Here is a 13,767-nt window from a genome sequence, read left to right on the forward strand (position 1 = left end):
GAATCATTGTGATGTCCCGACGTTTGATGTGTCTCTGATTTATCCCGGGCCAATGACAATTTCTGACATTAGGTCGCGGGCAACAGCCGCGACAATTGCAATCTTGCCCCCGGACGCTCTCTGACGCATAAACGGCTGAGCCAAGTGAGTACGGAGAGGCGACATGCGCGCACGGATTTACCAGCCTTCGCGAAACGCGATGACTTCGGGGATGGCCAAAACCCGCAAATGGGTTCTGGAATACGCCCCGGCCTCGGCGCGTGAGGTCGATCCGCTGATGGGCTGGACGTCGTCCAATGACACGCAGACGCAGGTGCGCCTGAAATTCGACACCAAGGAAGAGGCTTTGGACTACGCCAAGGACAACGGTATCGAAGTGCAGGTCAGCGAGCCGCACAAGCGCAAACCGAACCTGCGTGCCCGTGGCTATGGCGAGAATTTCGCCACCGACCGGCGCGGCCCCTGGACCCACTGAATGATTGAGATTCGCAGGGCCGATCCAACCTCGGACGCCCTTCGCGCCGTGGTGGACGCGCATTTTGCTCATAGCGAAACGGCAGGTCCTGCCGAAAGCAACCATACAATGGACGCCGAGTCGCTGGCCGGGCCGGGGATTCGGTTCTGGGCGATTTATGAGGGTCAGCAACCTTTAGGGTGTGGCGCGATGAAGATGCTGCCCGACGGAACCGCCGAGGTGAAGTCAGTGCATATTCTGGCGCAGGCGCGGGGCCGTGGTTTGGCGCGGCTGATGATGCAGCACTTGGCAGACTTGGCACGTGCCGAGGGGATTGAGGCCCTGGTTCTGGAGACCGGAGCAGCCCATCTTTCCGAATATGAAGCCGCCCGCAAACTCTATGAGACATTGGGATATTCCTATTGCGGCCCGATCTTTGGCTATCAGGACGACCCAAACAGCGCCTTCATGCGCTTGGCCCTTGAACCCGGACAATAAAAACCGCAAGAAGGGCGCAGCGGTCCCTTAGCTCAACTGGATAGAGCAGCTGACTTCTAATCAGCAGGTTGAGGGTTCGAGTCCTTCAGGGATCGCCATCTTCATACGAAGTACTTGAAGCCAATGAAGCGCGCAGGCTCGTTTTGCTCTGTCGCCAAAACGACTCGTTGTTTCGTTGGGTGCGGGTATGTTTCTGAATCCACCATGCGACAGGTTGATCAGCACAGGTATCGGAAAATTTAAGGGGCTGGACGAGGGGGTCATGCCAGCCCCTTTTAAGGGGTCACAGAGTGGTAGTGTGTGTGTTCCTTAATTGAAACCTACCCTGATTCACCGCGTTCGGAAATTGGGGGATTCCCGTAGACACGCAAATGCGCGGAATTCGGCGCGTGGTGTATCATCGGAAGACCACGGTAGACCTTGTTTGGCGACCCCTTCGCGTGGGGCGTCGCAAAGATTTCTGATCCATTGAAAAAAGATATTGCAACCGGTTGCAAACAGAATCATTGTTACGTCCAACAACTAGATTCGGGAGAGCTGCATGTTGAAGGTTGGTTTGCTGGGCGCCGGACGCATCGGACGGGTACATGCGCAGGCCATTTCGGCCCACCCAAACAGCAAGCTCTGTGCTGTTTCAGACGCAGTGCCAGAAGCGGCAGAAAGCCTTGCCGGCGAATACGGGGCGCAGGCGCGTGGGTCGGACGAGATCATTGCAGACCCCCAAATTGATGCTGTTCTGATCGCAACGCCAACCGATACGCATTCTGACTTGATTGAAGCTGCCACAGCCGCAGGTAAAGCCGTGCTGTGTGAAAAGCCGGTTGATCTGAGCCTGGAACGTGCTGCGCAATGTCTAAATGCTGTGTCCGGGCGGGGTAAGCCTGTGATGATTGGGTTTAACCGCCGGTTCGACCCCAATTTTTCGGCGTTGAAAGCAGGTTTAGAGGCGGGTGAAATCGGCAAAGCAGAGCTGCTGTCGATTACCTCGTTTGACCCGGCGCCGCCTCCAGTCAGCTATGTCAAAGTGTCTGGTGGGCTGTTTCGGGACATGATGATCCACGATTTCGACATGGCAAACTATCTTATGGGCGAGGTTCCGGTTGTCATTACGGCCGTCGGGTCGTCTCTTGTAGATGCCGAGATTGGCGCGGCTGGTGATGTGGATACCGCTGCGGTGACAATGACTTATGCAGATGGTCGTATTGCTGTTATCAAGAACTCGCGCCGTGCGGCCTATGGGTATGACCAGCGGGTCGAGTTGCTGGGTTCAGGCGGATTGCTGCAAGCGCAGAACATGCTGGAAAATACGGTGGTCAAATCGACGGCAGAGGGCGTTGTCGGGGCAAAGCCAACCTATTTCTTTCTCGAACGTTACATGCCCGCTTACAAGGTGGAATGGGCCGCGTTTGTCGACGCTGTTGTGACCGGTTCAGAGGTTCCTGTTTCGTTGAAAGACGGTGTTGCCGCGCTTGCCATGGCCGAGGCCGCGACCCTGTCGATGCAATCCGGACAACCGGTTCGGATGGAAGTAGTTTTGAAACCGGTTGCAAAATGATCGAAATTCTTCAAACTTACGTCAGCTCGGTTTTTGTGCCGCAGCCAATCAGATTCGGCACAGCCGGATGATCGGGGTTGGTCCCCCGACTTAAGATCAGACTGAAATCATGGGAGGAAACTGAAATGAAGAAATTTGTGAAAGGCGCGCTAGCTGCAGGGGCTTTGGCCCTGGCGACACCTGCGTTTGCACAGGAAATCGTGGTCGTATCGCACGGCCAGGCCAACGACGCATTCTGGAACGTTGTGAAAAACGGCGTCGAGCAGGCTGGTAAGGATGTCGGCGTGAACGTCGAATACCGCGCACCAGAAACTTTTGACATGGTGGCGATGTCGCAGTTGATCGATGCTGCCGTGAACCAGGAGCCCGACGGCCTGATCGTCTCGATCCCGGATGCGGATGCGCTTGGCCCGTCAATTGAACGTGCCGTAGCTGCCGGTATCCCGGTGATCTCGATCAACTCGGGTTCGGACGTTTCGAAAGATCTGGGTGCTTTGCTGCACGTGGGTCAGGACGAGTTTGACGCGGGCAAAGCTGCAGGTGCCGAGCTGGCATCGATGGGCGGCAAAACAGCGATTTGTGTGAACCACGAAGTCGGCAACGTTGCGCTGGATCTGCGCTGTGCAGGTTTCGCGGAAGGTTTCGGCGGTGACGTCGAAGTGCTGCCGACCTCGAACGACCCGTCGGAAATCGAGTCGAAAGTTGCCGCTGCTCTGGCTGCAAACGAAGCGGTCGATACTGTGATGGCATTGGGTGCAAGCTCGGCCGGTGAACCGACCGTTGCCGCAGTCAAAGCCTCGGGCCGTGATGTGAATGTTGCCTCCTTCGACCTGTCGGCCAACTTCCTGCAGTCGATCGCGGACGGTGACGCCGCCTTTGCCATCGATCAGCAACAGTATCTGCAGGGGTATCTGTCGGTGAACTTTATGGGTCTGCACGCCAAATACGGCCTGATGCCCGGTGGCAATGTTCCTTCAGGTCCCAACCTGGTGACTCAGGAGAAGGCCGCTCAGGTGATCGAACTGTCCTCGCAGGGCATTCGCTGATCCATTCCGGAACCTGAATAAACTGGGACGGCGCAGCAGCGCCGTTCCAACCCAAATGGGAGGAAACGATGAGTGACTCAGCTCAAGTCGCCGGGGACGAAAGGGTCAAAAAAGAGCCTTTTATGACCAAACTCATGAAGCGGCCCGAACTCGGTGCGATGGCCGGTGTCGTGCTGGTGGTTATCTTTTTTGCCATCACAGCAGACGACTCGATGTTTACCCTGGCCGGGATCATGAATTTCATGACACCTGCCGCACAGTTGGGAATTCTGGCCATCGGTGCCGCTCTGTTGATGATCGGGGGGGAATTTGACCTGTCCATCGGCTCGATGGTGGCGTTTGCGGGCCTGTTCTTTGGCGTCTGTGTGGTCACCTGGCAGTTGCCGCTGATCGTCGCGATCCCAATGACTTTTGTTTTCGCAGCATTTGTCGGGGCGATAAACGGAAACATCGTGATCCGATCAGGTCTGCCATCCTTCATCGTGACCCTGGCTTTCCTGTTCATTCTACGCGGTCTGTCGTTGGTTGGCCTGAAGGCCGCCACCGGAGGATCGACCCAGTTGCGTGGCGTTCGTGACGTGGTTGAGAACGACTGGCTGGCTCCGTTCTTTTCAGGCGAGGCATTTGGCGGCCTGTTTACCTGGCTGGCCGAGAAAGGCATGATCGAAACCTTCAAAAGCGGTGCGCCTAAAGTGCCCGGAATTCCGGTCGAAATCCTGTGGTTCATCGTGCTGGCGCTTGCAGCCACTTATGTGCTGTTGCGTACCCCGGCAGGGAACTGGATTTTCGCGTCGGGCGGCGATAGCACGGCGGCGTCAAACTCTGGTGTGCCGGTGAACCGGGTCAAAGTTTCGCTGTTCATGCTGACTGCCTGCTGTGCCGCACTGGTCGCCATCATTACCGTAATCGACGCGGGTTCGACCGACGCACGTCGTGGGTTCCAGAAAGAGTTTGAGGCGATCATCGCAGCCGTAATCGGCGGCTGTCTGCTGACCGGCGGTTATGGCTCGGCCATTGGCGCGTTCTTTGGTGCGATCATCTTCGGTATGGTTGTCATCGGACTGACGTATACGGACTTCGATCAGGACTGGTTCCAGGTCTTCCTAGGCGCGATGCTGTTGATTGCGGTTCTGTTCAACAACGCGATCCGTAAACGCGTAACCGGGGAGCGTTGATATGACCGAAGATACCAAGTTCCACCACGGCGATGCGGCGACTGATGTGGCGCCCATCGTGGAAATGAAGAACATCGAAAAGCACTTTGGCAACATCATCGCTTTGGCGGGCGTCAGCTTTGACGTCAAACCGGGTGAATGTCATTGCCTGCTGGGCGACAACGGTGCAGGGAAATCGACCTTCATCAAGACCATGTCGGGCGTGCACAAACCCACCAAGGGCGAGATCTTCTTCGAAGGCAAACCGCTGCATTTCGACACGCCTCGGGATGCGATGGAGGCGGGCATTGCGACCGTTTTCCAGGATCTGGCGATGATCCCACTGATGAGCGTCACGCGCAATTTCTTCATGGGGCGCGAACCGACCAAAGGTAAGGGCCTGATGAAGCGCTTCGATGTCGAACAGGCGAATGATGTCTGCATGGAAGAGATGCGCAAAATGGGCATTAACCTGCGTGGGCCGGATCAGGCCGTGGGCACTTTGTCTGGTGGTGAGCGGCAGACCGTCGCCATTGCCCGCGCCGTGTATTTCGGTGCCAAGATTCTGATCTTGGACGAACCGACCTCGGCCCTTGGCGTACGTCAAACCTCGAACGTTCTGGCGACTATCGACAAGGTACGCAGTCAGGGGGTTGGCGTGGTCTTCATCAGCCATAACGTGCGCCATGCTTTGGCAGTGGGTGACCGGTTTACCGTGCTGAATCGCGGCAAAACGCTGGGTACGGCGACCCGTGGTGAGATTACCCCTGAACAGTTGCAGGACCTGATGGCCGGTGGTCAGGAAATGGCCGAGCTGGAAGGGTCTTTGGGCGGTACAGTCTAAACTTTGAACACCCGGATGCCCTTTCGGGGGCATCCGAACGGGCGGTGACACCTGAGCTCACACTCAATTCAGGCTTGAGGCATTGGCCTGACATCTTCGTAAAAAAGCAACCTGTGGGCCGCTGGCAGCGGTTTCAAGTTGAAAGGGATCATGATGAGCAAGACAGTCCGACTGACAGCGGCGCAGGCTCTGGCGCGTTATCTTGGGGCGCAGATGAACGAGGCCGGAGAGCCCTTTATCGCAGGTGTCTGGGCCATTTTCGGCCATGGCAACGTTGCCGGTTTGGGTGAGGCGCTGCATGGTGTGAAAGACAGCCTGCCCACCTATCGTGGCCATAACGAACAGACCATGGCGCATTGTGCGATTGCCTATGCCAAGCAACTGGGCCGCAAACGGGCGATGGCTGTGACCTCGTCGATCGGGCCGGGGGCCACCAATATGGTTACCGCTGCCGCTCTGGCCCATGTGAACCGCCTGCCTGTTTTGCTGCTGCCCGGAGATGTGTTCGCAACGCGTGGTCCTGATCCGGTTTTGCAGCAACCCGAAGTGTTCTCGGATGGAACCATCAGTGCAAATGACTGTTTCAGACCGGTCAGCCGCTATTTCGACCGCATCACGCGCCCGGAACACCTGCTGACGGCTTTGCCGCGCGCCTTCCGTACCATGACGGACCCGGCGGACTGCGGTCCGGCCACCTTGGCCTTTTGCCAGGATGTACAGGCCGAGGCATATGATTATCCCGAAAGCTTCTTTGAGCCTCGCGTCTGGTATCAGCGTCGCATTCGCCCGGATGAGGGTGAGCTGGCGCGGGCTGTGGCGGCAATCAAGGCGGCCAAACGCCCTGTGATCGTCGCGGGTGGCGGCGTGCATTATTCGGACGCAACCCCCGCGCTGCAAAGCTTTGCCGAGGCGCACAACATCCCGGTGGCCGAAACACAGGCGGGGAAATCCGCATTGGCATGGGATCATCCGCTGAACCTGGGGCCCATTGGTGTGACTGGTGGCGAACCCGCCAACGACATCTGCGCCGAGGCTGATCTTGTGCTGGGCGTTGGCACTCGATTTCAGGATTTCACCACCGGGTCCTGGGGTCTGTTTGCCAACCCCGAGCGTGAACTGATCAGCCTGAATACCGCCGCTTATGATGCCGAAAAGCACGGCGCAATGCCGCTGCAATCCGACGCGCGCGTTGGTTTGGGAGAACTCACCGAAGCGTTGGGTGACCACCGCGCGCCAGATCTGCCTGCGGCGCTGAAAACCGACTGGTTTGGCAAGGTTGATGCGCTGACCGATGCGCCAAAAGACAGCAATGCGCTGCCGACGGATATGCAGGTGATCGGTGCGGTGCAGCGGGCCGCCAATGAAAACACCGTGGCGATGTGTGCCGCAGGCACTATGCCGGGGGAGCTGCACAAGCTGTGGAAAGCACCGCGCCCAGGGGCCTATCACATGGAATACGGTTTCAGCTGCATGGGCTATGAGATTGCGGGTGCCATGGGGATCAAGATGGCCCAGCCGGATCGAGATGTGATCTGCTTTACCGGTGACGGCACCTATATGATGGCGAATTCCGAAATGGCGACGGCAGCGATGATGGGGATTTCCTTTACCGTTGTTGTCACCGATAACCGAGGTTTCGGCTGCATCAACCGCTTGCAGATGGGCACGGGCGGGGCCGAATTTAACAACCTTCTCGACCACACAGTCCACGAAACGGCTTCTGCCATCGACTTTGCGGCCCATGCGGCAGCGATGGGGGCGACCTCGGTCAAGGTCAGCTCAATTTCCGAGCTTGAGGACGCGCTGGCCAAACGCAGCGACGTCAAAGGTCCATACGTTGTGGTGATCGACACCGACCCGTACCCCTCGACCGAATATGGCGGAACGTGGTGGGAAGTGGCTGTGCCCGAGGTCAGCATCCGCCCCGAAGTGAATGAAAAACGCGCGGCTTATGAAGTCGCCATCAAGGAAAGAAACACGAAATGAGCGTGAAGATCGGTATCTCTCCGATTGCGTGGCAGAATGACGACCTGCCGGATTTGACTGCGGCCTATACGATGGAACAGGCGCTGAAAGAAGCGCGCGAGATTGGCTATACCGGCGTCGAGCGTGGCCAGCGGATGCCCGGCGACACCGAAGGCTTGCGCGCCTATCTGGACGCAAACGACATCGCGCTTTGTGGCGGTTGGTGTTCGGGCGCAACCTTGGTCAACGACTTTGACGCCGAGGTTGCCGCTGTTCGTGAGCAAGTAGAGCAGTTTGTTGCACTGAACAGCCCGTGCATCGTTTATGCCGAATGCTCCAACACCGTTCAGGGGCAGATCGGCACGCCGGTCAATGCCCGCCCCAAATTGTCCAAAGACGAGGTTCTGGCCTATGCCGCCAAGCTGAGTGAGTTGGCCAAGTGGAAGGCTGATCAAGGTATGCCGATGGCATATCACCATCACATGGGCACGATCATCGAAAGCGAGGATGAGGTGAACTGGCTGATGGAGGGGTCAGGCCCCGAACTGAAGCTGTGTTTCGATACCGGCCATTTGCTGTTCGGTGGTGGCGATGTGATGGCCACGCTGAACCGCTGGGGTGATCGCGTACATCACGTTCACTTCAAGGACATCCGCCCTGATGTTGTGCAAGACACGCGTGAGAACAACCGCAGCTTCCTGGATGCAGTGATCGCAGGAGCCTTCACCGTGCCTGGCGATGGCTGCATCGATTTTCAGGCCGTCGCAAATGCATTGAAAGCGATGGATTACAACGGTTGGATCGTGGTCGAGGCAGAACAGGACCCTGCCAAAGCGCCGCCCTACGAGTACTCCAAAATGGGCTACGACCACATCGTCGAAGTTTGCGGCAAGGCAGGTTTGGAGATCAGCACTTAAATCACCGCCCCACGGGGCAACACCGAAGCCATGAGAGAGGAGTATGTCATGGTGCATCAAGAACTTGGGTATGTCGGCTATTTCGACCGGGAATCCTGCGATCTGGATGAATTCAAGGTGCTGACCTCGCAAAACTTGACAGCCGATGCGGTTCCTCATGCCGTAGCGGTGGAAAAGAACGTGCCTGTCTACGACATGGACGTGTTGCGCACTGCGTTGACAGATGCCGATCAGCGAAAGTCCCTTCTGGCAGAATGGGCAAGGGTTCTGGGCAAATCTGCTGGCGTGATCGTTCTAAAAGGTGCCTATGCAGATACTTCGGTGATCGACCGGGCAAGCGACGTCTTCCGCGAGATCATCGAAGAAGAGCGCGAGGGCGCTGGCGGCGAGGGCGATCACTTTGCTGCGTCGGGTGCCAATGACCGGATCTGGAATGCGCTGCAAAAACAGTGCCTGCGTGATCCGGAAGGGTTCGCACTCTATTTCGGCAATGCTGCAGTTGCAGCGGCGTGTGAGGCGTGGCTGGGGCCGAATTACCAGATGACCGCGCAGGTCAATCAGGTGCGTCCGGGCGGCAAAGCACAGCAAGCGCATCGGGATTACCATCTTGGGTTCCAGACTGCGGACAGCGCAGCGCGGTATCCGGCGCATGCCCATCACCTGACGGCTGCGCTAACCCTGCAAGGTGCAGTGGCGCATTGCGATATGCCGGTCGAAAGCGGGCCAACCAAGCTGCTACCATTTTCGCAGCTTTATGCGCCCGGATACCTCGCCTTCCACGACCCCGCGCACAGGGACCATTTCGAGCAGGCCTACATCCAGTTGCCACTGAACAAGGGCGATGCGGTGTTCTTCAACCCCGCGCTTTTCCACGCAGCGGGGGAAAACAGCAGCAACGGCATTCACAGGATGGCCAATCTGCTTCAGGTGTCGTCAGCTTTCGGGCGCGCGATGGAAGCCGTCGACCGTGCCGCCATGTCTCAAGCGGTGTTTCCTGCAATTGCGGCCTTGAAACAACGTGGTGATCTGAGTGCCTTGGAAATCAAAGCTGCGATCGGAGCAACCGCCGAGGGGTATCCGTTTCCAACCAACCTCGACACCGATCCACCAGTTGGTGGCAATGCGCCGGACAGCCAGGCCGATATCCTGCGCCGCGCTGTGTCAGAGGGATGGAGCGAGTCGGAATTGGCCGATGCTTTGTCAGCCTTGCGTAACAGACAGGCCGCATAAGGCCCAATCGGGCGGGTCGTTGAGCCCGCCCCAATCGGAGAAGAACTATGGCAGACCTGCTCAAAAAACCCTTTGGCACCCGTGGCAAGGTGCATGCCATCACCCCGGCCAGCGCCGGATGGCGGTATGTAGGGTTTGGGCTTTATCACCTAAAGGCCGGGGACCGGGCAGCTGAAGTCACAGGAGACCGGGAAGTCATTCTGGTGATGGTCGAAGGCAAGGCGAAAATCACTGGTGCCGGGCAGGATTGGGGCGTGTTGGGCGACCGGATGAACGTGTTCGAAAAGACGCCGCCGCATTGCTTGTACCTGCCCAACGGCACCGAATGGGAAGCTGTCGCCGAGACCGATTGCATAATGGCCGTGTGTTCGGCGCCGGGCAAAGGCGGTCATCAAGCGCGCCGGATCGGGCCGGACGGCATCACACTCACCGAACGCGGCAAGGGTGTGAACACGCGATACATCAATAACATCGCGATGGAGAACGAGGACTATGCCGATAGCCTTCTGGTGACAGAGGTCTTCACACCAAACGGGCACTGGTCTTCATACCCCAGTCATCGCCATGACGAGGATGACTTCCCCCGGATCACCTATCTGGAAGAGACCTATTACCATCGACTCAACCCTGCCAATGGGTTCGGGATACAGCGGGTTTACACCGATGACGGTCAACTGGATGAAACGATGGCCGTATCCGATGGCGATGTTGTGACTGTCCCGCGGGGTCATCACCCTTGCGGCGCACCCTATGGGTTTGAGATGTACTATCTGAACGTCATGGCGGGACCACTGCGGAAATGGCGATTTGTACCGGCCCCTGAGGTCGAATGGATCATGGAGCGTGACGGATGAGCAAAGATTTCGCCAATTACCCATGCCTTGCAGGCAAGACGGTTTTCATTACAGGCGGGGCCGGAGGAATTGGTGCGGAAACTGTAAGGGCCTTTGCCAATCAGGGGGCCAAGGTCGGGTTCCTAGACCTCAATGCTGAGGCTGGGCTTGCGCTGCTGTCGGACTTGGAAGGCGAGCACGCGTTTGCCCAATGCGATTTGCGCGACATTGAGGCGATGAACGCCGCAATGGGGCAGTTGGTTGAAGAGTTGGGTGAAGCGGATGTGTTGGTCAACAATGCCGCCCATGATGACCGCCACGACTGGCGCGATGTGACGCCAGAGTATTGGGATGAGCGTATGGCGACCAATATTCGCCACATGTTTTTTGCCATTCAGTCGGTGGCTCCCGGCATGATCGCGAAGGGTGCGGGTTCGATCATCAACATCGGGTCGAATTCATGGTGGGAGGCCGGAGCGGGTTTTCCCGCTTATGCCACCGCCAAATCCGCAGTCCACGGCCTGACCCGTACCATGGCGCGCGAGTTGGGGGATCATCGCATTCGCGTGAATGCGGTCGTGCCCGGCTGGATCATGACCGACCGTCAGAAAGACCTGTGGGTCACGCCCGAAGCGCTGGCCAAGCAGGTGGACCGGCAATGCCTGCCGGACCCGATTGAACCGGTTTATGTCGCCCGAATGGTGCTGTTCTTAGCCTCGGACGACGCCGCAATGTGCAGCGCCGGGAACTTCATGGTCGAAGGTGGTTCGATCTGAGAACGTCGAAACATCTGGAGAGCTGACATGCCTCAACCCTTTCAGCTTGCGGTGTGCGCTGAAATGCTTTGGCTAGACAAACCCATGGACTGGCGTGCCGCGCGGCTGACCGAAATGGGGTTTGGTGTGGGCCTTTGGAACTGGCCTTCGTGGGATCTGGGCAAGCTGGAAAGCGTTGGCGCGAACTACACGATCATGAACGGGTATCTTCAGGGGCGCCTTGCTGACAAAGAAGGCGCTGACATGCTGCTGCGATCTGCGCGCGAGACAGCGCGGATTGGTAAGCGCTTGGGTGTGGATCGTCTGAACCTACACGGTACTGGTTTGGGCGATGGTGGAATTCCAATCCGGCAGCACGAGGTCGTGACCGGAGACATGTGGCTGAGGGCACGGGACACATTGCAACGTATCTGTGATCTGGCGGAACAGGAAGATGTTGTTTTCACGCTGGAAAACCTAAACCTGCTGGACCATCCCGGCTGTCCCTTTGGGTCGACCGAAGACGTTCTGGCACTGGTTTCGTCTGTCAATCATCCACGTTTGCGCATCAATCTGGATCTTTATCACACGCAAATCGGTGAAGGGGATCTGCTCCGTTGGTGCAAGAAATGCCTGCCATGGATCGGAGAAGTTCAGGTTGCTGACAATCCCGGCCGGTGTGAACCCGGAACCGGTGAGATCAATTATGCCGCCGTTGCAAGGGCGCTGGATGACATGGGGTATCATGGACCTGTCGGTCTGGAGGCTTTCGCAGCAGACAACCCGGAAACGGCGCTTGAGGCCTTCCGGGTTGCTTTTACGATTTAAAGGCGCTCGCGGACGTTATCGTTGGGGTGGCGCGCCAAAGGCACGGATTACGGTGCGGGCAGCGGCCTCGACCGGGTCGTGGGTTTCCTTCAGTATGGTGACCCGATCAAACCTTTCAGGATCACGATTGACGGCGTCTCGCATGGCGTGACCAAACGCCATACGCAGTTCCGTCCCGATGTTGAACTTGCAGATCGAGGTCTCTCGTGCCAGTTTGCTGCGCTGTTCTACCGGCACGCCTGACCCGCCGTGAATGACCAAAGGCACCTCGGTCAAGGCATCAATCTCGGCGATGCGCGCCTCGTCCAAGCCCCCTTCTTTGTTTTGCTGCAAGTGAACATTGCCAACCGAAATCGCCATCGCGTCCACCCCGCTTTCACGTGCGAACTGTGCGGCCTCTTCGGGATCGGTGCCGTTTGAACCTTCACCGCCCGAGTACCCGACAAAGCCGATTTCGCCTTCGCAGGAAATCCCTGCTGCGTGGGCCATTTCGGCAATTGCGGCGGTCTCATCAATATTCTGTTGCAATGGCTTGCGGGACCCGTCGAACATCAAAGACGTAAACCCGCTGTCCAGCGCGATCTTGCAGTCTTCGAACGTGTACCCGTGATCCAGATGAGCCACGACCGGGACTGAGGCATTTTCAGCCAGATAACGGAACATCTTGCCTAAAATGGGAAGTGGTGTGTGTTCGCGACAGCTGGGTCCGGCCTGCAAAATCACAGGCGCATTTTCGGCTTCGGCAGCGGCCACGTAAGCGCGCATGTCTTCCCAACCGAGTGTAACCAGCCCGCCAACGGCGTAACCCTGTTCATAGGCTGGCTGCAGGACGTCTTTCAGTGTGACGAGGGTCATTTGAACTTCGCGATCATGTCTTTGATGCCCGGGATCGTTTCGATCTGATAGGCATGTGTGGGTTGGAAATACTGCACCAGCGAGCGTTGGCTCAGCCCGCCGAGGATGGTGAAATAATACATCTCATAGCCCGGTAGAACGCAGCATGGATGATAGCCCTTGTCGATGCAGATAGTTGAGCCATCGACGATGTGATAGGCGTCGCCAGGCTCGTTATCCACGCGTTGCAACATTTGAAGGCCCGAGCCCCAGTTGGGTTTGAAACGGAAATTATAGGTCTCGTCGTGGCGCGTTTCGTCCGGCAGGCGGTTGGTGTCGTGCTTGTGGCTGGGAAAGCCCGACCAGCCGCCCTGACCAACTGTAAACAGCTCGCTCACCAACAGGCGACCGACTTTGTCGTGCTGTTTTTGCCCCAGGATGTGCTTGATCTTTCGATGGGTTTTGGTGTCGTCGCTGCCGTATTGAACAAGGTCGTGCTGGCGCACATCAAACGGGTCCAGCACCTTGTCGTATTTGGCGCCGGCAATGAACACTTCGGTCTCATCCGACACGCAGATCATCTGCACTTTCGCGCCGACAGGCACATAGACGCCTTCGGGTTCGCCATCCCAGACATCTTCGCCCCGGTTACCCAGCTTCGGGAAGGCAACGCCTTCGACGTCGACATCGACGCTGCCGGTGGCTGGAACGATGCAGGTTTCATAGCCGGGAACCTGGTATTCGAACGCCTCACCCTTTTTCAGCTTAACGATGTTGAAATAATTCAGCGGAACCGTTGGGTCATCGGCATCGACGATGGGCTTGTTCTGATTGTCATAGGGCGCGATGTGCAT

Annotated in this window: 14 protein-coding genes and 1 tRNA gene; 13 read left to right on the forward strand and 2 right to left on the reverse strand. The window is 57.6% G+C overall.

Annotated elements, in window-relative coordinates:
- Nucleotides 1-163: 163 nt before the first annotated feature.
- The 13 genes from GS636_RS08600 (at nt 164) to GS636_RS08660 (ending at nt 12,079) form a co-directional block, all read left to right on the forward strand.
- Complete coding sequence (locus tag GS636_RS08600) at nt 164-475, forward strand: ETC complex I subunit (RefSeq protein ID WP_171105518.1); 312 nt, start codon at nt 164-166, stop codon at nt 473-475.
- Entirely contained in the window at nt 476-952 is a 477-nt protein-coding gene (locus tag GS636_RS08605; protein WP_171669149.1) for a GNAT family N-acetyltransferase, read from the forward strand.
- A 21-nt stretch (nt 953-973) separates the two neighbouring features.
- A tRNA-Arg gene (locus tag GS636_RS08610) sits at nt 974-1,050 on the forward strand.
- 443 nt (nt 1,051-1,493) lie between these two features.
- On the forward strand, nt 1,494-2,507 hold the full coding sequence (gene iolG / locus GS636_RS08615) for an inositol 2-dehydrogenase (RefSeq protein WP_171669150.1): 1,014 nt from the start codon (nt 1,494-1,496) through the stop codon (nt 2,505-2,507).
- Nucleotides 2,508-2,632: 125 nt separating this feature from the next.
- Complete coding sequence (locus GS636_RS08620) at nt 2,633-3,553, forward strand: sugar ABC transporter substrate-binding protein (protein WP_171669151.1); 921 nt, start codon at nt 2,633-2,635, stop codon at nt 3,551-3,553.
- Nucleotides 3,554-3,621: 68 nt separating this feature from the next.
- Nucleotides 3,622-4,728 carry an ABC transporter permease gene (locus tag GS636_RS08625; protein ID WP_171093486.1) on the forward strand — a complete coding sequence of 369 codons (1,107 nt, stop codon included), beginning with the start codon at nt 3,622-3,624 and terminating at the stop codon, nt 4,726-4,728.
- Nucleotide 4,729: 1 nt separating this feature from the next.
- Nucleotides 4,730-5,551, forward strand: a complete 822-nt coding sequence (locus tag GS636_RS08630; protein WP_171093484.1) for an ATP-binding cassette domain-containing protein — start codon at nt 4,730-4,732, stop codon at nt 5,549-5,551.
- 153 nt (nt 5,552-5,704) lie between these two features.
- Complete coding sequence (gene iolD / locus GS636_RS08635) at nt 5,705-7,537, forward strand: 3D-(3,5/4)-trihydroxycyclohexane-1,2-dione acylhydrolase (decyclizing) (protein WP_171669152.1); 1,833 nt, start codon at nt 5,705-5,707, stop codon at nt 7,535-7,537.
- Nucleotides 7,534-8,433, forward strand: coding sequence for a myo-inosose-2 dehydratase (gene iolE, locus GS636_RS08640; protein ID WP_171093480.1), 900 nt, complete (start codon nt 7,534-7,536; stop codon nt 8,431-8,433). Before iolD ends, iolE begins: the two co-directional genes overlap by 4 nt.
- A 48-nt stretch (nt 8,434-8,481) precedes the next feature.
- Entirely contained in the window at nt 8,482-9,663 is a 1,182-nt protein-coding gene (locus GS636_RS08645; protein ID WP_171669153.1) for a phytanoyl-CoA dioxygenase family protein, read from the forward strand.
- A 47-nt stretch (nt 9,664-9,710) separates the two neighbouring features.
- A complete protein-coding gene (iolB, locus tag GS636_RS08650) occupies nt 9,711-10,517 on the forward strand; it encodes a 5-deoxy-glucuronate isomerase (RefSeq protein WP_171669154.1) in 807 nt (268 codons plus the stop codon).
- A complete protein-coding gene (locus GS636_RS08655) occupies nt 10,514-11,272 on the forward strand; it encodes an SDR family NAD(P)-dependent oxidoreductase (RefSeq protein WP_171093475.1) in 759 nt (252 codons plus the stop codon). Before iolB ends, GS636_RS08655 begins: the two co-directional genes overlap by 4 nt.
- A 27-nt stretch (nt 11,273-11,299) precedes the next feature.
- Nucleotides 11,300-12,079, forward strand: a complete 780-nt coding sequence (locus GS636_RS08660) for a TIM barrel protein (RefSeq protein WP_171669155.1) — start codon at nt 11,300-11,302, stop codon at nt 12,077-12,079.
- Nucleotides 12,080-12,094: 15 nt separating this feature from the next.
- On the opposite strand, the gene GS636_RS08665 is transcribed toward GS636_RS08660, so the two are convergent.
- Entirely contained in the window at nt 12,095-12,934 is an 840-nt protein-coding gene (locus GS636_RS08665; protein WP_171669156.1) for a class II fructose-bisphosphate aldolase, read from the reverse strand.
- A complete protein-coding gene (locus GS636_RS08670; RefSeq protein ID WP_171669157.1) occupies nt 12,931-13,767 on the reverse strand; it encodes a 5-deoxy-glucuronate isomerase in 837 nt (278 codons plus the stop codon). The genes GS636_RS08665 and GS636_RS08670 overlap by 4 nt, the downstream gene beginning before the upstream one ends.

Origin of the sequence: Ruegeria sp. HKCCD4884, from assembly GCF_013110855.1 — a bacterium.
Classification (GTDB): domain Bacteria; phylum Pseudomonadota; class Alphaproteobacteria; order Rhodobacterales; family Rhodobacteraceae; genus Ruegeria.

Bases quoted from the DNA above. Each gene is read 5' to 3' on its own strand.
- GS636_RS08600 (WP_171105518.1), top strand. From the start codon at position 164: ATGCGCGCACGGATTTACCAGCCTTCGCGAAACGCGATGACTTCGGGG.
- GS636_RS08605 (WP_171669149.1), top strand. From the start codon at position 476: ATGATTGAGATTCGCAGGGCCGATCCAACCTCGGACGCCCTTCGCGCC.
- iolG (WP_171669150.1), top strand. From the start codon at position 1,494: ATGTTGAAGGTTGGTTTGCTGGGCGCCGGACGCATCGGACGGGTACAT.
- GS636_RS08620 (WP_171669151.1), top strand. From the start codon at position 2,633: ATGAAGAAATTTGTGAAAGGCGCGCTAGCTGCAGGGGCTTTGGCCCTG.
- GS636_RS08625 (WP_171093486.1), top strand. From the start codon at position 3,622: ATGAGTGACTCAGCTCAAGTCGCCGGGGACGAAAGGGTCAAAAAAGAG.
- GS636_RS08630 (WP_171093484.1), top strand. From the start codon at position 4,730: ATGACCGAAGATACCAAGTTCCACCACGGCGATGCGGCGACTGATGTG.
- iolD (WP_171669152.1), top strand. From the start codon at position 5,705: ATGAGCAAGACAGTCCGACTGACAGCGGCGCAGGCTCTGGCGCGTTAT.
- iolE (WP_171093480.1), top strand. From the start codon at position 7,534: ATGAGCGTGAAGATCGGTATCTCTCCGATTGCGTGGCAGAATGACGAC.
- GS636_RS08645 (WP_171669153.1), top strand. From the start codon at position 8,482: ATGGTGCATCAAGAACTTGGGTATGTCGGCTATTTCGACCGGGAATCC.
- iolB (WP_171669154.1), top strand. From the start codon at position 9,711: ATGGCAGACCTGCTCAAAAAACCCTTTGGCACCCGTGGCAAGGTGCAT.
- GS636_RS08655 (WP_171093475.1), top strand. From the start codon at position 10,514: ATGAGCAAAGATTTCGCCAATTACCCATGCCTTGCAGGCAAGACGGTT.
- GS636_RS08660 (WP_171669155.1), top strand. From the start codon at position 11,300: ATGCCTCAACCCTTTCAGCTTGCGGTGTGCGCTGAAATGCTTTGGCTA.
- GS636_RS08665 (WP_171669156.1), bottom strand. From the start codon at position 12,934: ATGACCCTCGTCACACTGAAAGACGTCCTGCAGCCAGCCTATGAACAG.
- GS636_RS08670 (WP_171669157.1), bottom strand. From the start codon at position 13,767: ATGCACATCGCGCCCTATGACAATCAGAACAAGCCCATCGTCGATGCC.